The organism is Brevundimonas sp. D3-1P, from assembly GCF_055809335.1.
In genome coordinates, this window is record NZ_CM147908.1 from 329,413 (window position 1) to 350,447 (window position 21,035).

At 67.5% G+C, this 21,035-nt stretch carries 20 protein-coding genes and 2 tRNA genes; 12 read left to right on the top strand and 10 right to left on the bottom strand.

What is annotated here, in order from left to right; genetic code table 11:
* Positions 1–11: 11 nt before the first annotated feature.
* From AC0L6G_RS01665 to AC0L6G_RS01680, 4 genes are all read right to left on the bottom strand, one after another.
* Entirely contained in the window at positions 12–716 is a 705-nt protein-coding gene (locus AC0L6G_RS01665; protein ID WP_184273269.1) for a hypothetical protein, read from the bottom strand.
* Between the two features lie 70 nt (positions 717–786).
* Positions 787–1,398, bottom strand: a complete 612-nt coding sequence (locus tag AC0L6G_RS01670) for a hypothetical protein (protein ID WP_313634453.1) — start codon at positions 1,396–1,398, stop codon at positions 787–789.
* 155 nt (positions 1,399–1,553) lie between these two features.
* Positions 1,554–1,916, bottom strand: a complete 363-nt coding sequence (locus AC0L6G_RS01675) for a hypothetical protein (protein WP_184273275.1) — start codon at positions 1,914–1,916, stop codon at positions 1,554–1,556.
* A 279-nt stretch (positions 1,917–2,195) separates the two neighbouring features.
* A tRNA-Asn gene (locus tag AC0L6G_RS01680) sits at positions 2,196–2,270 on the bottom strand.
* Between the two features lie 49 nt (positions 2,271–2,319).
* Between AC0L6G_RS01680 and AC0L6G_RS01685 the strand changes: the two genes are divergently transcribed.
* Positions 2,320–3,144 carry a TrmH family RNA methyltransferase gene (locus AC0L6G_RS01685; protein WP_473252747.1) on the top strand — a complete coding sequence of 275 codons (825 nt, stop codon included), beginning with the start codon at positions 2,320–2,322 and terminating at the stop codon, positions 3,142–3,144.
* Positions 3,145–3,187: 43 nt separating this feature from the next.
* Here AC0L6G_RS01685 and AC0L6G_RS01690 read toward each other — a convergent pair.
* Positions 3,188–3,261, bottom strand: a tRNA-Cys gene (locus tag AC0L6G_RS01690).
* A gap of 134 nt (positions 3,262–3,395) precedes the next feature.
* Here AC0L6G_RS01690 and AC0L6G_RS01695 point away from each other — a divergent pair.
* The 6 genes from AC0L6G_RS01695 (at position 3,396) to AC0L6G_RS01720 (ending at position 10,407) form a co-directional block, all read left to right on the top strand.
* Positions 3,396–4,025 carry a protein-L-isoaspartate O-methyltransferase family protein gene (locus AC0L6G_RS01695; RefSeq protein WP_473252748.1) on the top strand — a complete coding sequence of 210 codons (630 nt, stop codon included), beginning with the start codon at positions 3,396–3,398 and terminating at the stop codon, positions 4,023–4,025.
* A 161-nt stretch (positions 4,026–4,186) separates the two neighbouring features.
* Positions 4,187–5,722: a TolC family outer membrane protein gene (locus AC0L6G_RS01700; RefSeq protein WP_293824494.1), complete on the top strand. Its 1,536-nt coding sequence runs from the start codon at positions 4,187–4,189 to the stop codon at positions 5,720–5,722.
* Between the two features lie 163 nt (positions 5,723–5,885).
* Entirely contained in the window at positions 5,886–6,485 is a 600-nt protein-coding gene (locus tag AC0L6G_RS01705) for a DUF2497 domain-containing protein (protein ID WP_473252749.1), read from the top strand.
* Between the two features lie 74 nt (positions 6,486–6,559).
* Positions 6,560–6,883, top strand: coding sequence for a hypothetical protein (locus AC0L6G_RS01710; protein ID WP_293824498.1), 324 nt, complete (start codon positions 6,560–6,562; stop codon positions 6,881–6,883).
* A 2-nt stretch (positions 6,884–6,885) separates the two neighbouring features.
* On the top strand, positions 6,886–9,630 hold the full coding sequence (locus tag AC0L6G_RS01715; RefSeq protein ID WP_473252750.1) for a valine--tRNA ligase: 2,745 nt from the start codon (positions 6,886–6,888) through the stop codon (positions 9,628–9,630).
* Positions 9,631–9,636: 6 nt separating this feature from the next.
* Positions 9,637–10,407, top strand: coding sequence for a TlyA family RNA methyltransferase (locus AC0L6G_RS01720; RefSeq protein WP_473252751.1), 771 nt, complete (start codon positions 9,637–9,639; stop codon positions 10,405–10,407).
* A 366-nt stretch (positions 10,408–10,773) separates the two neighbouring features.
* On the opposite strand, the gene AC0L6G_RS01725 is transcribed toward AC0L6G_RS01720, so the two are convergent.
* On the bottom strand, positions 10,774–11,439 hold the full coding sequence (locus tag AC0L6G_RS01725; RefSeq protein ID WP_293824504.1) for a glycine zipper 2TM domain-containing protein: 666 nt from the start codon (positions 11,437–11,439) through the stop codon (positions 10,774–10,776).
* Positions 11,440–11,639: 200 nt separating this feature from the next.
* On the opposite strand from AC0L6G_RS01725, the gene AC0L6G_RS01730 reads away from it, so the two are divergent.
* Both AC0L6G_RS01730 and AC0L6G_RS01735 read left to right on the top strand, forming a co-directional pair.
* Positions 11,640–12,884, top strand: a complete 1,245-nt coding sequence (locus AC0L6G_RS01730) for a class I SAM-dependent RNA methyltransferase (RefSeq protein ID WP_293824506.1) — start codon at positions 11,640–11,642, stop codon at positions 12,882–12,884.
* Positions 12,885–12,892: 8 nt separating this feature from the next.
* Positions 12,893–13,306 (top strand): hypothetical protein, encoded by a 414-nt coding sequence (locus tag AC0L6G_RS01735; RefSeq protein WP_293824508.1) that lies wholly within the window; start codon positions 12,893–12,895, stop codon positions 13,304–13,306.
* On the opposite strand, the gene AC0L6G_RS01740 is transcribed toward AC0L6G_RS01735, so the two are convergent.
* From AC0L6G_RS01740 to AC0L6G_RS01750, 3 genes are all read right to left on the bottom strand, one after another.
* Positions 13,303–14,136, bottom strand: coding sequence for an alpha/beta hydrolase (locus tag AC0L6G_RS01740; RefSeq protein WP_473252752.1), 834 nt, complete (start codon positions 14,134–14,136; stop codon positions 13,303–13,305). The genes AC0L6G_RS01735 and AC0L6G_RS01740 overlap by 4 nt on opposite strands.
* A gap of 46 nt (positions 14,137–14,182) precedes the next feature.
* Positions 14,183–15,280 carry a PA0069 family radical SAM protein gene (locus AC0L6G_RS01745; RefSeq protein ID WP_293824512.1) on the bottom strand — a complete coding sequence of 366 codons (1,098 nt, stop codon included), beginning with the start codon at positions 15,278–15,280 and terminating at the stop codon, positions 14,183–14,185.
* A 65-nt stretch (positions 15,281–15,345) separates the two neighbouring features.
* A complete protein-coding gene (locus tag AC0L6G_RS01750) occupies positions 15,346–16,824 on the bottom strand; it encodes a D-alanyl-D-alanine carboxypeptidase (RefSeq protein WP_473252753.1) in 1,479 nt (492 codons plus the stop codon).
* A 311-nt stretch (positions 16,825–17,135) separates the two neighbouring features.
* On the opposite strand from AC0L6G_RS01750, the gene AC0L6G_RS01755 reads away from it, so the two are divergent.
* On the top strand, positions 17,136–17,627 hold the full coding sequence (locus AC0L6G_RS01755) for a phasin family protein (RefSeq protein WP_293826696.1): 492 nt from the start codon (positions 17,136–17,138) through the stop codon (positions 17,625–17,627).
* A gap of 63 nt (positions 17,628–17,690) precedes the next feature.
* Here AC0L6G_RS01755 and AC0L6G_RS01760 read toward each other — a convergent pair whose 3' ends face one another.
* Complete coding sequence (locus tag AC0L6G_RS01760; protein ID WP_293826693.1) at positions 17,691–18,182, bottom strand: nuclear transport factor 2 family protein; 492 nt, start codon at positions 18,180–18,182, stop codon at positions 17,691–17,693.
* Positions 18,183–18,346: 164 nt separating this feature from the next.
* On the opposite strand from AC0L6G_RS01760, the gene clpS reads away from it, so the two are divergent.
* Together clpS and clpA are read left to right on the top strand one after the other, a co-directional pair.
* Complete coding sequence (gene clpS, locus AC0L6G_RS01765) at positions 18,347–18,676, top strand: ATP-dependent Clp protease adapter ClpS (protein WP_017504641.1); 330 nt, start codon at positions 18,347–18,349, stop codon at positions 18,674–18,676.
* A 13-nt stretch (positions 18,677–18,689) separates the two neighbouring features.
* A complete protein-coding gene (gene clpA / locus AC0L6G_RS01770; RefSeq protein ID WP_293826690.1) occupies positions 18,690–20,993 on the top strand; it encodes an ATP-dependent Clp protease ATP-binding subunit ClpA in 2,304 nt (767 codons plus the stop codon).
* Positions 20,994–21,035 lie beyond the last annotated feature (42 nt).

Consider the following 21,035-nt stretch of genomic DNA (forward strand, 5'->3'; position numbering starts at 1 on the left):
CGGGCTTCAGGTCAGGCCGATGACGCGGAGGGACGGAAAACCAGTCCCTCGGTCGTCGTCGCCACCCAGATATCTCCTTCAGGAGCGGTGCATCTGAAGACGACGGCTCTTTCTCCAAGCCAGAGGACACGAGCATCACAGGGCACGCCCTCCTGCTTCTCAATGCTTGCCCCGCTCATGAAGCCCGAGGCAGCGAAAAGCTTGGGAGCTTCTGTGAAGGCCAGTGTGAGCCATACGGCTGCCGGTGCGAAAACGACCACGATGGCGGCCTTGGCCATGTGCGGGATCTTCTCGAAATCGTGACGGTTGAGAAAGGGGTGCATGGCGCAGCCCAGAGCGATCAGAGTGGCGACGAATTTTACGCCGAAGCCGCCGACGCCGTTCGGGATCCAGAACACGGCGCTGGCCGCCACGACGCCCGCCAGGGCATAGGGGCGTATCCGCATGGGCATCTTTTTCAGGATCGGGTCGAGCAGCGTGCCCGGAATGAAGGCGAACATGAACAGGGCGACCAACAGAATGCCCAGGATGACGCCGGGGACGATGGTGTCCCCCGGCGTGACCAATTGAGCCACCGACAGCCCCCATATCCCGAACACCGAGTTCAGGAAGACGATGACGGCAAGAAAGCCGAGCACCGTCGCGACCGGGAGGGTGTGAAGCGCAAGATCGCGCCAATATATGAAGCCCCGTTGGGGCGGCTGAGGTTGGCTCATCGGTATTCCAGGAATTGCTGAAAAGGTCGCCGCGGCGACGTGCGACGGAGGGGCGAGGCGATCGAAACGATCACTTCTGCTGGGAAGGGCGGCTCGCCTTCAGGAGGGCTTGAAGCGCCACGTGGTCGCGACGCCAGAGGCGACCGGTGAGCGAACAGGCGAGGGCGCGGGCCTCCTCAAAGCCGCCCGGGGCGAAGCTGTCGGCGGGCTCGCCGAGTTGTTGTTCGTCGAGAGCGAAAAGCAGCGGCGCATGTGCATTGCTCGCAAGGGCGCGTGCGAGGCGCGTCTTGCGATCCGTGATCGGAGCCTTGGCCGCCAAGGCGTGGTAGGCGTCGGCATAGAGCCAGAAGGCCGTCGTATCCTCAGTCTGCGTGGTTCGCAGGGCGGTGAAATCCTCGAACCGTCCGGCGATGAGAAGAGCGGTCGCCAGGGCGTATCGAGCGCCGATCCGGTCATCGACATCGAGTGCGAGCACCTGGCGCAACTGGGCTAAGGCTTCGTCATGTTCGCCGTTTTCCAGCGCGCACAGCGCATAGCCGACGCAAGCCCTGAGATAGGGGCGGGCGTAGAGGTTGTCTCCCAGCCTTCCTGCGTCCGATTCGATTCGGTCGCCGGCGTCGCGTCGTGTGATTTCGCGCGCCGCCAGCCAGGCGGCGAGCGCTTCGGGGCTGCTCTGGCGCATGGCCGCCGCCGCCGCGCTGTAGCTGTCGGATAGCGAGGGGGCGGCTCTAATGGCTTGGATCGCCAGGGCCAGGCGCTCGCGCGGCGGAGCCAGGTCCACTTCCTCAAGAAGGGCGCAGGCGAATTCGCGGGCGTCGTCTTCATGATCGTTCGACATCAGGCGGGCGTTCCGGACGTAGCGCGACGCGAAGCCCTGGAAGGTCGCCCCATCTGATTGGGAGCCTTCAGGTGTGTCCCCGCCGTGGGATCAGCCGCGAGGACGGCGATCGCCTGCTCGATGACCATGCTGCGGGTTCCGAGCGCCTGGCCTGTTTGCGGATGGCGCTCAATGCCGTCGCTGCGGCCGCCGCGCCCGTCCCAGGTGGTTCGATGTGTGTCGATCCATTTCCCTGCGTCTGGGCCCTGGCGCGAGGCTTCGCGACGAATGACGGCCCCGACGAAGACGGGGCGGCCGTCGTCGATGACGACATCATACTCCACGACGCTGGGCACTCGAACGCGAACGACACGACGATCCATGAAACCTCTCCTGATCCTTGGGGTAACCGTGAAGCTTGGATACGTCAGGATCGGTCGGAAGTTCAGAGGAGCGGCTCATTTGTCTGTCTGCCATGCCGGCCGTCATGCGCACGGCAATGAGGGCTTTCGAACGCGCGAAAGCCTGAAAAGCGGTGCAAAGCCGTGCAAGTCGACGTCAGCGCGAGAACGACTGCCGTGGCTGCTGGATGGGAAGGTGGATGGGAAGCCCTGTGGGCTAAATATTAAGCCTAGCGATTTCATGGGCTTAATGCCCCCGAGTGGCTCCGCAGGTAGGATTCGAACCTACGACCAGCCGATTAACAGTCGGCTGCTCTACCACTGAGCTACTGCGGAACATCTGCTCGGGAGGCGGGCCTATAGCAGCGGGGGTTCCGATCTTGCAATGGGAAATAAAGTCATCTTGCCGATAATTATCCAGGATCCCGAGGACCCGCGCGTCGCCGCCTATCGCGACATTCGCGAGCGCGATCTGACGGGGCGTCAGGGCCTGTTCATCGCCGAAGGGGAGGTGGTGGTGCGGGTGCTCGCCTCCGACGCCGCGCGGGCGCGGCCCCTGTCGCTGCTGCTGGCGGAAAAGCGTGTGGCGGCGCTGGGCGACGTGATCGAGCGCTTGCCGGCGGGCACGCCCGTCTATGTGGCGGGGCAGGGAGTTCTGGATCGGATCGCCGGGTTCGAACTGCATCGGGGCGTGCTGGCCCTGGGCGAAAAGCCCGCGCCGCCGCCGTTGGAAAGCCTGTTGGCGCAGGTCGGGCCGGACGATGTGTTCGTCGTCGCCATCGGCATCGGCAATCACGACAACATGGGCGGTCTGTTCCGCAACGCCGCCGCGTTCGGGGCCAGGGCGGTGCTGCTGGATTCGACCTGTTGCGATCCCTTCTACCGCAAGGCCATCCGCGTCTCGGTCGGGGCGGTGCTGCGCACGCCGTTCGCGGTCGCCGGGTCGTCCGCTCTTCTGGATGCTCTGGCCGGGGCGGGGGTCGAGGTGCTGGCGCTGACCCCCTCGGCGGATGCAAGGCTGGCGGACTATCGCCGCGAGGGTCCGGTCGCGATCATGCTGGGGTCGGAGGGGCCGGGCCTGCCGGCGGAGACGATCGCCCGTTGCAGTCCCATAGGCATAGAGATGGCCGGGGGCTTCGATTCGCTGAATGTCGCCGCCACCAGCGCGGCGGCCCTGCATCACCTGACCACGGCGTGGCGGGGTCCCTGAACGCGAAGGCCGCCCCGAGAGGCGGCCGTCGTCGTCGTCGCGATGGAGGCCTGACCGGGAATCGAACCCGGGTGCAAGGATTTGCAGTCCTCTGCGTCACCACTCCGCCATCAGGCCGCTTTTCATCCCCGATTTCTCGGGGGCGGTCATCGCGAGGGGCGTTCGCTATCAGATCGGATTGTCCGCTGCAACGCACGGACCTATAAGCGCGCGAGTTTTCCTCCCGGATTATCGTTGAAGGCTGCCTACAGATGGATTTCACCGCCGAGCGCAAGGCCATGGTCGACTCGCAGGTGCGGGTGAACGACGTGACGGATCGCGCGATTCACCTGGCCATGCTGGCCGTGCCGCGCGAACAGTTCTGCGCGCCCGACCGCGCCTTCGCCGCCTACTCTGAAGAGGCCTTGCCCATCGCGGGGGGCCGCCGCCTGATGCCGGCGCGCGATGTGGCCAAGCTGCTTCAGGCCGCCGATGCGCGCGAGGGCGAGAAGGCCCTGGCCATCGCCGCTCCCTACGCCGCCGCCGTGCTGGCCCGGATGGGCCTGGCCGTGACCGCCCAGGAATCGGACGCGGCCGTCTTCGACGTGGTCGGACAGGCCTTGGCCGCCGAGGGCGTGGCCACGACCGTCCAGCCCTTGTCCCAGCCGGCCGGCCAGGACTGGGACCTGATCGTGTCCGAAGGCGGGATCGAGGCCTTGCCTGAATCGTGGGGCGCGGCCCTGCGGCCGGGCGGGCGCATGGTCGTGGTGGAGCGCCGCGGCGCCATCGGCAAGGCGGCGCTGTTCGTCAAGTCGCCCGAGGGGCTGTCGCGGCGCGAACTGTTCGATTCGTCGCCGGCGGTCCTTGCCGAGTTGACGCCGGCGCCTACCTTCGCGCTGTAGGCGCGCAGGCGCGCAGGCGCGCAGGCGCGCAGGCGGGCGGCGACGGATCGCGCGGCCGCAACCGTGAAGAAAACTTAACTGGCGTGTGGTTCGGTCAGGCCGCAGTTACGCCTGATAAAACATTCGGGCGTTCTTTCAGGGCGTCGGGCTAAGGACGGACAATGTTGAAACGCTCGCGTGTGATGGCTTCGGCCGCAGTGGTCGCCGTGATGACCGGCCTGGGCGCGCCCGCCTGGGCCGAGACGCTCCAGGACGCCATCGCCCTGGCCTATCGCACCAATCCCGATCTTTTGGCCCAGCGCGCCACCCAGCGCGCGCTGGACGAATCGGTGGTTCAGGCGCGATCGGGCCTTCGCCCGACGCTCAGCGCCTCGGCCGGGGTGGACTACACCCGCAGCGACTTCCCCGCCGTGACCCAGTTCGTGGATACGAACAACGACGGCGTGCCGGACACCCAGGTGTCCTCCTCCTCGTCCGAGACCCAGGGGGCCAATCTCGGCGTCAGCCTGAGCCAGAACCTGTGGACCGGCGGGCGCACGGCGCGCGCCATCGACCAGGCCCGCGCCAGCGTCCTGGCCGGCCGCGAGAACCTGCGTCAGATCGAACAGTCGGTCATGCTGTCGGTCATCCAGGCCTATGTGAACGTGACCCGCGACATGGAGATCCTGCGAATCCGCCAGGAGAACCTCAGCGTCCTCCAGCGCCAGCTGGACGAGACCAGCGCCCGCTTCGAGGTGGGCGAGATCACGCGCACCGACGTCGCCCAGGCCGAGGCGTCCCTGGCCCAGTCCGAGGCCGATCTGGCCAACGCCCAGGCGCAGTTGGCCACCTCTCGCGCCGCCTACGCCGCGGTCGTGGGTCAGTCGCCGACCGATCTGGAGGCGGCCCCGACCTTGCCGGCCGTGCCGACCGACTTCGATTCGGCCATCGAGGCCGCGCTGCAAGGCAATCCGGGCGTCCTGGCCGCCGCCTATCAGCTGCAAGGGGCCGAGGCCGCCGTCGCCGCCGCCCGTTCGGAATATCTGCCGTCGGTGCGCGCCACCGCCTCCTATGGCGGGTCGTCCGACGACCTGGGCGACCTGGGCCAACTGGCCGATCGCCGCAGCTTCACCGCCGGCGCGACCCTGTCGGTGCCGCTGTTCACCGGCGGTCTGAACCAGTCGCGCGTGGCCCAGGCGCTGGAGCGCGCCAACGCCGCCCAGATGGCGGTCGAGAGCGAACGCCGCACGGTGCTTCAGAACGTCAGCTCGGCCTATGCCCAGGTGCTGTCGACCCGCGCCAATGTGACGGCGGGGACCGAGGCGGTGCGCGCCGCCTCCGTGGCCGCCGAAGGCGTCCGCCAGGAAGCGCAGGTGGGCCTGCGCACCACCCTGGACGTGCTGAACCAGGAAGTGACCCTGCGCGCGTCCCAGACGGCCGTCGCCAACGCCCGCGCCGCCGAATATGTGGCCCGCGCCTCGTTGCTGGCCGCCATGGGCCGACTGGACGGACCGGCGCTGAACCCGACCGTCGACGCCTACGATCCCCAGGCCAACTACGACCGGGTCCAGGGCCGCGGCGGCCTGCCGTGGGACGGGGTGGTCGAGACGCTGGACCGCGTGGCCTCGCCGCCCATCGTCGGGACGATCGACGCCCCCGACGCGCCCATCGACGCCCAGCTGAAGGGCGAGGCCGTGCGCACCGCGCCGCCCAGCTGACGTCGAACGGCCGTCCGGCGAAGGCGCCCGTTGATTCCATCGGGCGAAGATGCGACGACAAGGCGGAGATTCCAGACGATCCGTCGTCTGGCGTCGCCCCGTTCGCGGCGCGCGGATCGTTCCGTGAGCCAACTTCTTCCCAGGCCACGCCCAAGGTTGCGCCATGACCGATCAGTCCGCCCAGGAACCGACCATGGAAGAGATTCTGGCGTCGATTCGCCGGATCATCTCCGAAGACGACGCCCCGGCCGAAACGCCGGCCGCCGCGTCTGAGCCTGAGGTCGAGGCCCAGCCCGCTGCAACGCCCCCGCCCGTCGCGGCCGAGACCGTTTTCGCCGCCCCGTTCGAGCCTGAGCCGGCCCCGGCCGGCGAGGACGACGTGCTGGAACTGACGGACCGTTATGACGCCCCGGCCGAAACCATCGGCGACCTGGACGTGACCCCGGCCGAGACCTATCAGGCCGCCGAAGCGCCCGCGCCGACCCCGGCTCCTGCGCCTGAACCGTCGTACGACACCTTGGTCGGCGACAGCGCCGCCGCCAGCGCCGCCTCCGCCTTCGCCGGCCTGGCCGCCAGCTTCAAGAAGCCCGAGCCCGCCCCGGCCGCCTCGGGCGACCTGCCTTTCGTCAGCGGCAACACGGTCGAGGCCATGGTCGCCGCAATGCTGCGCCCGCTGCTGAAGGACTGGTTGGACAACAATCTGCCCGGCATCGTCCAGGCGGCGGTACAAAAGGAAGTCGAACGCATCGCGCGCAGCGCCTAGCCCTTCGCTTCAGCCCAGACTAATCCGAGGGGCGGCTCCTGAAGGGGGCCGCCTTTCTGTTTTAAGGTCGAAGAATGCAGTTCCTGGAGAACCTGACCTATCTTCTGCTCCTGAGCATCTATCCGGCGTGCGGCGTATGGTTCGGATCAGGGGTTTGGCTGATGCAACGCAAGCAACGCCTCATGAGTAGCGAGGAGCGTGCTCAAATTCGTTCCGGCCGCGACATGAACGTCGCGTTTCGTGCCGCCTTTCTCTATTCCGACGCCATGCGGGCAGACCCGCTGATCCGTCGGTTACGCGCGGTGCGCCTAGTCTGTTTCTTCTGGCCGTTTCTGATGGTCGGGTTCGCCGGCATCGTATTCAACTTTATTCTTCCCCAGCCCGTCGGGCCGAATTGATCATGTTAGAAAAAACCTTCGAACCCCAGGCCGCCGAGCCCCGCCTCTACCAGCAATGGGAAGAGAGCGGCCTGTTCGCCCCACGCGTTGCTACGGCTGCGGACGGCGCGGCCGACGCCTATTCGATCGTCATTCCGCCGCCGAACGTGACGGGCAGCCTGCACATCGGCCATGCGCTGAACAACACCCTGCAGGACATCCTGGCCCGCTATCACCGGATGAAGGGCAAGGCCGTCCTGTGGCTGCCCGGCACCGACCACGCCGGCATCGCCACCCAGATGGTGGTCGAGCGCAAACTCGCCGCCGAAGGCAATGTCGGCCGTCGCGACATGGGCCGCGACGCCTTCGTCGAGAAGGTCTGGGAGTGGAAGGCCGAATCCGGCGGCACCATCGTGCGCCAGCTGCGCCGCCTGGGGGCCTCGTGCGACTGGAGCCGCGAGCGTTTCACCCTGGACGAGGGGCTGAACGCCGCCGTCCGCAAGGTCTTCGTCCAGTTGCACAAGGAAGGCCTGATCTATCGCGACAAGCGGCTGGTGAACTGGGACCCGCATTTCCAGACCGCCATCTCGGACCTGGAGGTCGAACAGCGCGAGGTCGACGGCGCCTATTGGCATTTCGCCTATCCGCTGGCCGACGGCGTGACCTACGAACATCCGGTCGCCTTCGACGAGGCCGGCCAGCCCACCGAATACGAGACCCGCGACTATATCGTCGTCGCCACGACCCGGCCCGAAACCATGCTGGGCGACACGGGCGTGGCGGTTCACCCGGACGACGAACGCTACGCCGGTCTGGTCGGCAAGTTCGTGACCCTGCCCATCGTCGGCCGTCGCATCCCCATCGTCGCCGACGACTACGCCGATCCGACCAAGGGTTCGGGCGCGGTCAAGATCACCCCGGCCCACGACTTCAACGACTTCGGCGTGGGCAAGCGCGCGGGCCTGCCGTCGCTGAACATCCTGGACGCCTTCGCCCGCGTCACCGACGTCGATACGCCGGACGTGCCGTCCGAATACGTCGGCCTGGACCGCTTCGCCGCGCGCAAGGCCATCGTCGCCCGCGCCGAGGAAGAGGGCTGGCTGAAGGCGATCGAGAAGACCAGGCACGTCGTCCCGCACGGCGACCGTTCCGGCGTGGTCATCGAGCCATGGCTGACGGACCAGTGGTATGTCGACGCCAAGGTCCTGGCCCAGCCCGCGCTGAAGGCGGTGGAGCAGGGCGATACGGTCTTCGAACCGGCCAGCTACGCCAAGATCTATTTCGAATGGCTGCGCAACATCGAGCCGTGGTGCATTTCGCGCCAGCTGTGGTGGGGCCACCGCATCCCCGCCTGGTACGGCCCGAGCGGCGAGATCTATGTCGCAGAGACCGAAGAGGACGCCCGCGAACTGGCGATGGCCGACTATGATTCCGAGGTCGCCCTGACCCAGGACGAGGATGTTCTGGACACCTGGTTCTCTTCGGCCCTGTGGCCGTTCTCGACCATGGGCTGGCCCGAGAAGACCGAGGATCTGGAGCGCTTCTATCCGACCAGCGACCTGGTCACGGCGGCGGACATCATCTTCTTCTGGGTCGCCCGCATGATGATGATGGGCCTGCACTTCATGGACGGCGTGGCGCCGTTCAAGCGGGTCATCATCAACGCCCTGGTCCGCGACGAGAAGGGCCAGAAGATGTCGAAGTCCAAGGGCAACGTCATCGACCCGCTGGGGATCATCGACGAACTGGGCGCCGATCCCCTGCGCTTCACCATGGCCATCCTGTCGGGCACGCGCGACATCAAACTGTCCAAGCAACGCATCGAAGGCTATCGCAACTTCGGCACCAAGCTGTGGAACGCCGCGCGCTTCAGCCAGATGAACGAGGCCAAACGTGTCGCGGACTTCGATCCCGCGACCGTCGAACAGACGATAAACCGCTGGATCAGGGGCGAACTGACCAAGGCCGAACGCGCCGTCTCCGACGCCATCGAGGGCGGCCGCTTCGACGATGCGGCGGGCGCCCTTTATCGCTTCGTCTGGAACGTCTTCTGCGACTGGTATCTGGAACTGGCCAAGCCGGTCTTCCAGGGGACGGACCAGGCCGCCAAGGCCGAAACCCGCGCAATGACGGCCTGGACCCTGGACCAGACGCTGAAGCTGCTGCACCCGGTCATGCCCTTCATCACCGAGGAGCTTTGGGCCGAACTGGGCAAGGAAGGTCCGCCGCGCGAAACCCTGCTGATCGGCGCCGAATGGCCGGTTCTGCCGGACGCCTTCATCGACGCCTCGGCCGAGGCCGAGATCGGCTGGCTGGTCGATCTGGTCGGCGAGATTCGCGGCCTGCGCGCCGAGATGAACGTGCCGGTCGCGGCCAAGCCGGCCCTGGCCTTCGTCGCTCCCGATGCGATCACGGCCGAACGGATCGCCCGCCACCGCGACCTGATCCTGACCCTGGGCCGCGTTTCCGAGGTCGGATCGGCCGAGGCCGCGCCTGCGGGCGCCGTCACCTTCGTCTCCGGCGGTTCGACCGTGGCCCTGCCCCTGGCCGGGATCATCGACCTGGCCGCAGAACGCGCGCGCCTGGAAAAGGAGATCGCGGTCTTCGACAGCGACATCGGCCATGTGAACAAGAAACTGGGCAATCCCAACTTCGTGTCCCGCGCCGCGCCCGAGGTTGTCGAGGAGCAACGCGCCAAACTGGCCGAGGCCGAGGCCGACAAGGTCAAGCTGCAGACGGCCCTGGCCCGTCTCGGCGAGATCGGATGAGCGGGGATGAAGGGGCGCGCTGATCAGCTATTGGTCGCGCGCGGCCTGTTCGACACGCGCGCCCGCGCCCGCGCCGCCATCGAGGCGGGGCGGGTCAAGGCGGACGGCCGCGTCGTCGCCAAACCGTCCGAACAGATCGCCGACGACGCCCAGATCGAGGCCGAACCCGCCCACCGCTGGGTCGGTCGCGGCGCCCTGAAACTGGATCACGCCCTGACCGTATGGCCCGTGGCGGTTCAGGGCCGGGTGGTGCTGGATGTCGGCGCCTCGACCGGCGGCTTCACCGAGGTCTGTCTGGATCGCGGCGCGGCGAAAGTCTTCTCCGTCGACGTCGGCTTCGGCCAGATGCACGACCGGGTCGCCGTCGATCCCCGCGTGGCGAACCTAGAACGCACCGACGCCCGCGACCTGACGCCGGACCTGATCCCGCAGCCGCCCTCCCTGATCGTCTGCGACGCCAGTTTCATCAGCCTGTCCAAGGTGCTGTTGGCGGCTCTGGACCTGGCTGCGCCCGACGCCGACCTGATCACCCTGGTCAAGCCGCAGTTCGAGGGCGACGGACCCAGGTCGGTCGGCAAGAAGGGCGTGGTCAAGGACCCCGCCGCCCACGCCGCCGCCGTCGACCGTGTCCGCGACTGGCTGGAGGCCCTGGGCTGGTCGGTCCGGGCCGTGACCGAAAGCCCTATCACTGGCGGCGACGGCAATGTCGAATTCCTGCTGTGGGCCAAGAACGGGGCCAGCAACGGGGCCAGGAACGGGGTCGGAAATGCGGGCTGAGACGCCCCCGCCATCCTATTGCGGTGGGCGAAGACGCTTCGGATCAAGGGTTTGCGCGGTTTATCGAGCGATCTGCCCGCCTGAGGTCGCGTCGATGCGATAATGGCGCAGCCTCGTCGCATCGGACCGGGGTGCTGCGGCGGGGGCGCGGGATTTCACACTATTCACACCATTCAGACGGTGTTTTTCGTCGGGGCAGGCGCGATTTCGCACCATTCACACCATTCAGACTCGATTTTTCCAAGTCTGAAACGGGATGGATCGGGGCTCGCGCGAAGCGCGGCTGCCCCGCAGGGTGAGAAACCGCCGAAGGACTGATCCTCCGGCGGCTCCCGTCACGTCGTCGATCGACAGGGGGGCTGAAAATTAATCGACGACGCGATAGCGGCCGTACTGGTCGGGGCAGGTGCGGACATAGCGGGTGTCCGTGCGACCATCGGGCAGACGGATCTGGCTCTCGGCCAGGCGGCATCCGTCGGAATTGCGATAGGGTTCGACCGGGCGCGAGCGGTCGTCGTAATAGCCGCCGCCGTCATAGGCGTAGTCGGCGCGACGATCGTAGTCGTCGTAGCGATAGCCCTGATCGCCGGTGTAACGATCGTCGTAATAGCCATAGGTCGGCTGGCTGTAGCCCTGGTTGTAGTAACCGCCGGAGCCATAGCGGCTCTGATAGGTTCGGCAGGCGTCGGAACTGGAACGGCCGACCTGGGATCCGACCACGGCGCCCAGCACGCCGCCCAGGATGCTGCCCTCGGTGCGGCGGCCGCGCGCGGCCAGCTGCGAGCCGATGACGGCCCCCGCGCCGCCGCCGATCACGGCCCCGGCCCCGGTGCGTCCCTGACGCTCTCTCGCGCAGGGATCGTAGGACGGATAGCCGCGACCGTAGTCGTAGGACGGGCCATAGGCGCCGGTGCCGTAGTTCTGGCTATAGCCATAGCCGTAATAGTTCTGAGCCGACGCCGCCATCGGGGCGACGGTCACGCCGACGGCCAGGGCGGCCGCGGCGGCGAGCGAAGACTTGGAGAGACGCATTTTTCAACCCTTCCGAGGACCGAACGATTTCCGTCAACCTCAACGGCAAGCCTCGTGTCTCGTTGCAGTCCGATTTAAGACAGCGAAGCTGAACGGCGTTTGAGCGCCTTGTTCATCTTCGTTCATCTCCCAGGCGAGTGACGACCGGCCGCCGCCGCCGCGGCTTGAGCGGGCTTCCCACGGCGGCTAGAAGCCCGGCGATGGAGACTTTCACGATCGACCGCGTGGGCGGCCAGGGCGACGGCGTCGCCCGCACCCCGTCCGGGCCGGTGTTCGCCAGCCTGACCTTGCCGGGTGAGACGGTGCGGGGTCAGGTGGTCGACGGGCGGCTGGAAGGCGTCGAAATCGTCGTCCCGAGCCCCGATCGGATCGCGCCGGTCTCGCCGCAATATGGCGACTGCGGGGGCTGTTCGCTGCAACATTGGGCCGAGAGGCCCTATCTGGGCTGGAAACGCGAACAGGTTCGACTGGCCCTGGCGCGCGAGCGGATCGAGACCGAGGTGGAGGCGACCGTGGCCACGCCGCCGGGCGGGCGGCGCCGCGTGGCGCTTCATGCGCGTCGCAACGCCGACGGCCGCGTCGTCCTGGGGTTCAAGGCGCGGCGGTCCTGGCGGTTGGTGGAGGTGACGGCCTGTCCCGTCGCCGATCCGCGCATCGTCCAGGCCATTCCGGCCCTGACCCAGGTGGCCGCCGCCTTCTTCGAACATCCGAAGTCCGCCCCGACGCTGCATGTCACCTGGACCCTGGCGGGGCTGGATGTGGATGTGACGGGGGTGGAGCGGCGCTCGGGCGGCGGGCTGTCGGCGGACGCCCGGACCCAGGCGGTCCAGGCCGCCTGTCGCGCCGACCTGGCGCGTCTCAGCCTTGCGGGCGAGACCCTGGTCATGGCGCGCCAGCCCATGGCGGCGTTCGGCCCGGCGACCGTCGCCCTGCCGGCCGGCGGCTTCCTGCAGGCCGCGCCCCAGGCGGAGGCGGCCATGACGGCGCGCGCCGTCGCGGCGGTGAAGGGCGCCCGCAAGATCGCCGATCTGTTCTGCGGCGCGGGAACCTTCACCTTTCCGCTGGCGACCGTCGCCCCGGTGATCGCCGCCGATGCGTCCAAGGCCGGCATCGACGCCCTGAGGTCCGCCGTCGGCTCCGCCAAGGGCCTGAAGGCGGTCACGGCCGAGGCGCGCGACCTGTTCCGGCGGCCGCTGACGCCCTATGACCTGAAGGGATGCGACGCCATCGTGTTCGACCCGCCCCGCGCCGGCGCCGTCGAGCAGACGGCCCAGATCGCCGCGACCAAGGCTGCGGCGGTGGTCGGCGTGTCGTGCAACCCCCAGACCTTCGCGCGCGACGCCCGCGTGCTGATCGACGCCGGGTTCCGGCTTGAGACCGTCACCCCGATCGACCAGTTCCTGTGGTCCGCCCACGTCGAACTGGTCGGCGTGTTCAGGCGATAGGAACGACGATGACCGACACGAGCGATGCCTTCGACCCCGAGGACGGCGGCGGGTTCGACGCCGACGACTGGACGCGGCTGAAGCCATTCGTCGGCGCGGTGGCGACGCTGGACGACGTCCAGGCCCGCCGCGCCATCTTCGCCCTGGGCGACACCGACGATCCGCGCCCCATCGCCATGGACCTGCCCCAGCCGGTGATCTGGTGGGACGAGGATGGCGAACAGGCGGCGGTCGCTGTCCAGGCCGAAAGCCATCTGGGCGCCGACGGCGAGGAGATGGAAATCCTGGGTCTGATCCTGCCGGACGGGGAAGGCGCGGTCGCCCTGCTGGAGGATGTGGATCTGGTCGATGACAGCGATCCGACCTGGCGCGACCTGGTGATCCGCGCCATCGACCCCTCGGCCGCCGACGATCAAGCCTAGCCCAGGGCGGCCGCGACCCGGGCGACGAAATCGGGCTGATCGGGAATGTCGCCGTGGTCGGCGCGCGGGAAGACCAGTCGCCGCACATCCACGCCGCGTCTCTCCAACGCCTGGGCCAGGATGCGGCTGAGAGCCGGCGGCAGGGTCCGGTCGCGACCGGCCTCCAGGACCACGACCCGCCCCGGATAGCCGTCCAGGGCGGCCGGGACGTCGACGGCCGCCAGGGCGTCGGCCATCCGCACGCGAACCAGAGGCCGCCACAGGCCCAGCATTTGGTCTACCGCGGCGCGGGCGGTCGGGGTCGTGGCCTCCAGCACCAAGGCGTCGGCGCGGATGGCGCGAGCGGCCTCGGCGCAGACCGGGCCGCCCAGCGAATGACCCCAGGCGATCAGGCGGCGGCCTTCCGCATCGGCCAGGGCGCGGGCGCTGGCGGCGACGCTGTCGCCTGCGGCGCGATAGCTGGCGAAATCGGCCCGCCCCGGCGTGTCGCCCGATCCGGGATAGTCGAACATCAGCACATCGCCGAACGGCGCCAGCTCTCCGGCCACGGCCGCGCCATTGACGCCGCGTCGAAACAGATTGCCTCCGCAGTACAGGATCAGCGGCGCATCGGACCGCCCCGTCCTGACCCGCGTCGCGGCGACGGCGCCGCCGGAATAGGGCAGGGACAGAACCTCGCCGCCGGGCACGGCCGGTCCGGGGGTCAGAACGATGTTCTCGGCCTTGATCCGCGCGTCGGGGTAAAAGAACTGGCCTTCCGGCACGCTGACGGTCATGCAGCCGGAAACGAGCCCGGCCACGCAGACGACCGCTGACAGGCGCTTGAGCATCGAAATCCCCCGCAAGATGCGGTTGAGCTAACCTCAAGTGGAGGCTTCAGGCAATCCGGCTCGCCGGCCCGCCCGGCGCGGTGTCGAACAGATCCATCTGCGGTCGGGCGTCGGGCGGCACGCGGAACTGGGTCTCGTCCAGCAGGCGATGGGGCGTATCCAGGCCATAGCGCTTGACGGCGGCCTTGAACCGGGCGCCGATCAGTTCGGCGACCGGGCCGGTCCCCTTCATCCGCTGGGACCAGTCGGCGTCATAGTCCTTGCCCCCGCGCGTCTGGCGGATCAGCGACATGACGCGCGCGGCGCGGTCGGGCCGGGCGTCGGCCAGCCATTCGCGAAACAGATCCTTGATTTCCAGCGGCAGGCGCAGGGTGACGTACATGGCCCGCGTCGCTCCCGCCTTGGCGGCCGCTTCCAGAATGGATTCCAGTTCGTGGTCGTTCAGTCCGGGGATGACGGGGGCGAAACCCACGCCGACCGGACAGCCCGCGTCGGCCAGGCGCGAAATGGCCTCCAGCCGTTTCGCGGGCGTGGAAGCGCGCGGCTCCATCGCCCGCGCCAGTCCGCGATCCAGGGTGGTGATGGAGACGAAGGCCGAGGCCAGCCCCGCCTGTCCCATCGGCCCCAGGATGTCGGCGTCGCGCCCGATCAGCACCGACTTGGTGATGATGCTGAACGGATGTCGAAACCGCTGCATCACCTCCAGGATCGAGCGGGTCGATTTGAGCTCACGCTCGACCGGCTGATAGGGATCGGTGTTGCCGCCTATGTGGATGCGCCTGCATCGGTATCGGGGTGCGAGGAAGGCCTGTTCCAGCAGATGTGCGGCCTGGGGCTTGAAGAAGATCCGGCTCTCGAAATCCAGGCCCGGGGATAGGCCCATCCAGGCATGGGACGGACGGGCGTAACAGTAGATGCAGCCATGTTCGCAACCTTTGTACGGGTTGATGGAGCGGTCGAATCCGATGTCCGGGCTGTCGTTCCGGGCGATGATCGTGCGGGCGTGTTCCGGCGTGAGGGTGGTGCGCAGGGGAGCGGCCTGGGCATCGTCGCGCGTCCAGCCGTCGTCGAACGACAGGTGCTGCTCAGGTTCGTAGCGGCCGGTGGCATTCGAACGCGCGCCTCTTCCCTTGGCGGTTTCCATGGGAAGGACGATGTATCATCGGCGGGAACAAATCAAGAACATTTGCTCTGCTCCCTTTGCGTTCGTCAGCCGGGGCTAATCACCATGCAGGTGACGCGCCGCTCGGCCAGCGCCTCGCACGCCGTCTTGGCGCCGGTTTCGGTCATGCCGACGAAGCGCGAGCGGTACCAGTCGCCGGCGGTCTGGACGTTGCGCTCGGCGCTGGCGAACTGGGTGCGGAAGCGGCGGTTGAGTTCGGTCAGCCAGTCGTTGGCCACCTTCTCGTCGCGGAAGGCGCCGACCTGGACGGCCCAGCGTCCGGCGGGCGAGCGGGCGACGGTCCGGGCGGGCTCGCGCGCCGGGGGCGGCGTGGCGCGGCGGGGGGTGGTCGAGGGGGCGACCGCCGCATTGGACGGCGCGCCGTTCAGGGACGCGGTGACGTTGTGGGGTGCGCGGGCCGTGGCGGCGACGCTCCGGCCCGCCGCCTGTGCGGTCGCGGCGGCGCGCTGGCTGGCGGCGCGCTCGGACGGCGCGGGCGCGACGCGGGTCGGCAGGACGGCGGGGGCAGGCGCGGCGGTGTAGGCGACGGCGGTGGAGCCCATGCCCTCGCCATCCTCGTCGTCGCGAAGCGAGGCGTAGGCGACAGGCGCTTCGCCGCCGATGGAATCGCCGCCGACGCCGAAACCGCGCTGTTCGAAGAAGGTCTGGGCCACCTGGATGCGCTCGCCCTGGGCGCGGCGGCGTTCGACCTCGAAGCCGGTGTCCATCAGTTCGGCGACATGGGCGTTGCGGCTGGTGGTGGAGCGTCCGCCCAGGACGATGGTGATCAGGCGCCGCCCGTCGCGCACGGCCGAGGCCGCCAGATTGTAGCCCGAGGCGTTGGTGTAGCCGGTCTTCATCCCGTCATAGCCGCGCCCCGTCGGCAGCAGGCCGTTGGTGTTGCGATAGGTGCGGCCGTTATAGGCCCAGTCGTGCAGGCCGAAATAGCTGTAATACTGGGGGAAATCGCGCATGATCGCCCGCGCCAGGATGGCCTGGTCCCGCGCCGAGGTCAGCTGGCGCGCGTCGGGCAGGCCGTTGGCGGTGACATAGCGCGTCTGCGTCATGCCCAGCTGTTCGGCCTTCATCGTCATCATATTGGTGAAGCGCGCCTCGGACCCGCCGATATGCTCGCCGATGGCCAGGGCCATGTCGTTGGCCGAACGGACGGCCGTGGCGCGCATGGCGTTGTCCAGGGTGATGGTCTGACCCGCCGCCAGCCCCAATTTCGAAGGCGGCTGCGAGGCGGCGCGCGGCGATATGGTCAGCACGTCGTCCAGCTTCGCCTTGCCCTGCTCCAACGCCTCGAACGTCAGATACAGCGTCATCATCTTGGTCAGGGACGCCGGATAGCGGCGGCTGTCGGCGTGCCGGGCGAACAGCACCTCGCCGGTCGCGGCGTCGACGACGATGGCGGCGTAGCGGCTGCTCTCCTGGGATTGGGCCTCGATCGGTCGAACATTCGCGCCCAGCACCAGGGAGACGGCGAGCAGGGCGAAAAGGCCGCGGCGGAGGAAGGCGATCATGGGCGATACAACCCTTTGGTAATCAAGCCCTTGGCGAGCAGGGTGCGGCAGGCCCCCCCGGCCGACGCGACGAAAGGCCTAGCATAGGAACCTCGGGTTTCATGGTGGTTAACCGCCCGTCAACGCGAATTTGAACCGCCTATCGGAGTTATCCTTTCGGCTTGGCGACGATCCGATTGTGCAGTGCACAATGGCATCTTGCATTCATTTCGCACTTGCAGCATATTTCGGGTCTGCGAGGGGTCGCCTCGCTTTCAATTTTCCGCAGCGTTCCATTCCCCGGACGCGCATGCAGGACCGGAGAGACGATCATGACCGACGCCGCCGAGACGATGAAGAAGACCGCCGATCAAGCCGCCGCCGCCACCGCCTCGGTCGGCGCCAAGGTCAAGGCTCAGGCCGAGACCCTCCAGGCCGCCGGGACCCAGGCCTTCCGCGAAAGCGTTGACAAGTCGGTCGCCTCGCTGGGCGAACTGAACGCGCAAGGCAAGAAGAACCTGGACGCCATCGTCGAGTCGGCCAGCGTCGCCCAGAAGGGCGCCGAGGCCCTGTCGCAGCAGGCCCTGGGCTTCGCCAAGACGGCTTGGGAAGACGGCGTCGCCGCCTCCAAGGAGCTGTCGACCGCCCGCTCGGTGCAGGAGTTCTTCGAGCTTCAGACCGCCTGGGCCAAGAAGTCCATGGAACGCTATGTCGCCGAATTGACCAAGACCAACGAGATCGTCACGGCCACGGTCAAGGACAGCCTGAAGCCGATCAACGAGCGCGTCACCGCCTCTGTCGAGACCTTCCAGGCCGCCCGCTGAGCTCAGCGACGCCCGCCATAGTCGGAAAGGCCCCGGAGTCCGCTCCGGGGCCTTTTTGTCGTTTCAGGGAAGGGCGGCGTGGTCGTAGCTGAAGACGCGCGCCAACTTCCAGTCGTCGCCCTCGCGTTTCCACATCTGGGCGAACCGGGCGCGTCCGACGCGGCTTTCCGGACCGTCCCCCTGACGTTCGTAAAAGACGTGTTGGCCGGTCTCCACGGCGCCGTAGTTGTTGATCGGATAGACGGCCAACCCGTCCGGCAAGGCTTCGCGGCGCGAACGCCAGGCGTCCGGTGCCGCCCGATCCCGGCAGCGGTCGGCGTATTGGGCGACGAACCCGTCCGCATCGGTGGCGACCAGGCCGCCCCGGTCGTCGAAGAACTCGAAGTCGTCGGTCAGCAGGACGCGCAGCCTGGCCGGGTCGCACCCTTCGAAGAACAGCGAAAAGAACCGGGCGTCCGCCGCCATAACCGATTTTTCCAGAGCGTCGCTTTCCTGCGCGCCGCCCGGCGGCTGCGATGCAACGATGGCGAGGGCGGCGAGAATGGCGAGAGACATGACGACCTGTTTTGCTACGGGGCCAGCGTGTGTCGAAAACGCTGCGAGATCACGTGAATCTTTGGTCAGGCGCCGCTCACGAAAGCCGTGACTGGACGCCGCTTCAAATCGGGCCATCATTCCCTATCTGTTAGCCAAGACGACTCCCCGACTACGGAACACGAATGCCCATTCAAAGGCCCGGCGAGACGGGCGGCGGTCAAGGAACCGCCGTCGTCACCGAAACCAAGCCGAAGCTTCAGAAGCCCTCGCTCTATCGGGTGCTGATCCTGAACGACGATTATTCGCCGATGGAATTCGTCGTCTATGTGCTGGAGCGGTTCTTCCAGAAGAGCCGCGAGGAAGCGACTCGCATCATGCTGCATGTGCACCAGCATGGCGTGGGGGTCTGCGGCGTCTTCACCTACGAGGTCGCCGAAACCAAGGTCGCGCAGGTCATCGAAACCGCGCGCCGCCACCAGCACCCTCTGCAATGCACGATGGAAAAGGACTGAGAGGAACCTCCCTATGCCTTCATTTTCCCGTCCTCTCGAAGAAACCCTGCACCGCGCGGTGGGATACGCCAATGCGCGCAGGCATGAATATGCGACGCTGGAGCACCTGCTTCTGGCGCTGATCGACGACCCGGATGCGTCGGGCGTCATGCGCGCCTGCAACGTCGAACTGAATGCGCTCAAGGGCGCCTTGACCCTCTATGTCGACAACGACCTGGCCGCCCTGGCCACGGCGGACGGCGAGGACGCCAAGCCGACGGCCGGTTTCCAGCGCGTGATCCAGCGCGCGGTGATCCACGTCCAGTCGTCGGGCCGCGAGGAAGTGTCCGGGGCGAACGTGCTGGTCGCCATCTTCTCCGAGCGCGAGAGCCACGCCGCCTACTTCCTGCAGGAGCAGGACATGACGCGCTACGACGCGGTCAACTTCATCGCCCATGGCATCGCCAAGAAGGCCGGCGCCTCCGAGGCCAAACCGGCCAAGGGCGCCAGCCCGGAAGAAGCCGAGGACCAGTCGGCCGTCAAACAGGGCGGAGAGGCGCTGGAAGCCTATTGCGTCGATCTCAACGAGAAGTCGCGCCAGGGCAAGGTCGATCCCCTGATCGGCCGTCAGGCCGAGGTCGAACGCTCGATCCAGATCCTGTGCCGCCGGACCAAGAACAATCCGCTGCTGGTCGGCGATCCCGGCGTGGGCAAGACCGCCATCGCCGAAGGTCTGGCGCGCAAGATCGTCAAGGGCGAGGTGCCCGACGTTCTGAAGGACGCCACCATCTATTCGCTGGACATGGGCGCGCTGCTGGCCGGCACCCGCTATCGCGGCGACTTCGAGGAGCGGCTGAAGCAGGTGGTCAAGGAGTTGGAGAACCACGACAACGCCGTGCTCTTCATCGACGAGATCCACACGGTGATCGGCGCCGGCGCGACCTCGGGCGGGGCGATGGACGCCTCCAACCTGCTGAAGCCGGCCCTGGCCTCGGGTTCGCTGCGCTGCATGGGTTCGACCACCTACAAGGAGTATCGCCAGCACTTCGAGAAGGACCGCGCCCTGGTGCGTCGCTTCCAGAAGATCGACGTCAACGAGCCGACGGTCGAGGATACGGTCAAGATCCTGAAGGGTCTGAAGACCTATTACGAGCAGCACCACAAGGTCCGCTACACCGACAGCGCCATCCGCACGGCGGTCGAACTGTCGGCGCGCTACATGACCGACCGGAAACTGCCGGACAAGGCGATCGACGTGATTGACGAGGCGGGGGCGTCGCAGATGCTGCTGACCGAATCCAAGCGCAAGAAGGTCATCGGCCAGAAGGAGGTCGAGGCCGTCATCGCCAAGATGGCGCGCATCCCCGCCAAATCGGTGTCCAAGTCCGACACCGAAAGCCTGCGCGAGTTGGAGACGGACCTGAAACGGGTGGTCTTCGGCCAGGAACAGGCGATCGAACAGGTCTCGGCGGCGATGAAGCTGGCGCGGGCAGGTCTGCGCGACCCCAACAAGCCGATCGGCAGCTTCCTGTTCAGCGGCCCGACCGGCGTCGGCAAGACCGAGGTGGCCAAGCAACTCGCCGCCACATTGGGCATCGAGATGCAGCGGTTCGACATGTCCGAATATATGGAGCGTCATACGGTCAGCCGTCTGATCGGCGCCCCTCCGGGCTATGTCGGCCATGACCAGGGCGGCCTGCTGACCGACGCCGTGGACCAGCATCCGCACGCCGTCATCCTGCTGGACGAGATCGAGAAGGCGCACCCGGACGTCTACAACATCCTGCTGCAGGTGATGGACAACGGCATGCTGACCGATGCGGTGGGCAAGAAGGTCGATTTCAGGAACGTCATCCTGATCATGACCACCAACGCCGGGGCCGCCGACAACGCCCGCGCCTCCATCGGTTTCGGCCGGGGCAAGGTCGAGGGCGAGGACGACAAGGCGATCCAGCGTCTGTTCGCGCCGGAGTTCAGGAACCGCCTGGACGCCATCGTGGCCTTCAAGCCGCTGGGCGCCGAGACGATCCGTTCGGTCGTGACCAAGTTCGTGCTGCAGCTGGAAGCCCAGTTGGCGGACCGCAACATCACCATCGAACTGACCGACGAAGCCGCCGACTGGCTGGCCAAGAACGGCTTCGACGAACTATACGGCGCGCGTCCCCTGGCGCGGGTCATCCAGGACTCGATCAAGAAGCCCCTGGCCGACGACATCCTGTTCGGCCGCCTGACCCGCGGCGGACACGTCAAGGTCCAGTTGAAGGACGGCAAGATCGACTTCGACATCGCCGGCCCTTCGGGGGCCCCGGCGAAGGCTGCGGAGGAAGAGACGGCCTGATCGTTTCGGCGTCGAAAGCAGAAGGCCCGGCTGGAAACAGCC

What these genes read in the sequence shown, in the direction of transcription:
- AC0L6G_RS01665 (WP_184273269.1), bottom strand. Translation starts at nt 716, where the DNA reads ATGAGCCAACCTCAGCCGCCCCAACGGGGCTTCATATATTGGCGCGAT.
- AC0L6G_RS01670 (WP_313634453.1), bottom strand. Translation starts at nt 1,398, where the DNA reads ATGCGCCAGAGCAGCCCCGAAGCGCTCGCCGCCTGGCTGGCGGCGCGC.
- AC0L6G_RS01675 (WP_184273275.1), bottom strand. Translation starts at nt 1,916, where the DNA reads ATGGATCGTCGTGTCGTTCGCGTTCGAGTGCCCAGCGTCGTGGAGTAT.
- AC0L6G_RS01685 (WP_473252747.1), top strand. Translation starts at nt 2,320, where the DNA reads ATGGGAAATAAAGTCATCTTGCCGATAATTATCCAGGATCCCGAGGAC.
- AC0L6G_RS01695 (WP_473252748.1), top strand. Translation starts at nt 3,396, where the DNA reads ATGGATTTCACCGCCGAGCGCAAGGCCATGGTCGACTCGCAGGTGCGG.
- AC0L6G_RS01700 (WP_293824494.1), top strand. Translation starts at nt 4,187, where the DNA reads ATGTTGAAACGCTCGCGTGTGATGGCTTCGGCCGCAGTGGTCGCCGTG.
- AC0L6G_RS01705 (WP_473252749.1), top strand. Translation starts at nt 5,886, where the DNA reads ATGACCGATCAGTCCGCCCAGGAACCGACCATGGAAGAGATTCTGGCG.
- AC0L6G_RS01710 (WP_293824498.1), top strand. Translation starts at nt 6,560, where the DNA reads ATGCAGTTCCTGGAGAACCTGACCTATCTTCTGCTCCTGAGCATCTAT.
- AC0L6G_RS01715 (WP_473252750.1), top strand. Translation starts at nt 6,886, where the DNA reads ATGTTAGAAAAAACCTTCGAACCCCAGGCCGCCGAGCCCCGCCTCTAC.
- AC0L6G_RS01720 (WP_473252751.1), top strand. Translation starts at nt 9,637, where the DNA reads ATGAAGGGGCGCGCTGATCAGCTATTGGTCGCGCGCGGCCTGTTCGAC.
- AC0L6G_RS01725 (WP_293824504.1), bottom strand. Translation starts at nt 11,439, where the DNA reads ATGCGTCTCTCCAAGTCTTCGCTCGCCGCCGCGGCCGCCCTGGCCGTC.
- AC0L6G_RS01730 (WP_293824506.1), top strand. Translation starts at nt 11,640, where the DNA reads ATGGAGACTTTCACGATCGACCGCGTGGGCGGCCAGGGCGACGGCGTC.
- AC0L6G_RS01735 (WP_293824508.1), top strand. Translation starts at nt 12,893, where the DNA reads ATGACCGACACGAGCGATGCCTTCGACCCCGAGGACGGCGGCGGGTTC.
- AC0L6G_RS01740 (WP_473252752.1), bottom strand. Translation starts at nt 14,136, where the DNA reads ATGCTCAAGCGCCTGTCAGCGGTCGTCTGCGTGGCCGGGCTCGTTTCC.
- AC0L6G_RS01745 (WP_293824512.1), bottom strand. Translation starts at nt 15,280, where the DNA reads ATGGAAACCGCCAAGGGAAGAGGCGCGCGTTCGAATGCCACCGGCCGC.
- AC0L6G_RS01750 (WP_473252753.1), bottom strand. Translation starts at nt 16,824, where the DNA reads ATGATCGCCTTCCTCCGCCGCGGCCTTTTCGCCCTGCTCGCCGTCTCC.
- AC0L6G_RS01755 (WP_293826696.1), top strand. Translation starts at nt 17,136, where the DNA reads ATGACCGACGCCGCCGAGACGATGAAGAAGACCGCCGATCAAGCCGCC.
- AC0L6G_RS01760 (WP_293826693.1), bottom strand. Translation starts at nt 18,182, where the DNA reads ATGTCTCTCGCCATTCTCGCCGCCCTCGCCATCGTTGCATCGCAGCCG.
- clpS (WP_017504641.1), top strand. Translation starts at nt 18,347, where the DNA reads ATGCCCATTCAAAGGCCCGGCGAGACGGGCGGCGGTCAAGGAACCGCC.
- clpA (WP_293826690.1), top strand. Translation starts at nt 18,690, where the DNA reads ATGCCTTCATTTTCCCGTCCTCTCGAAGAAACCCTGCACCGCGCGGTG.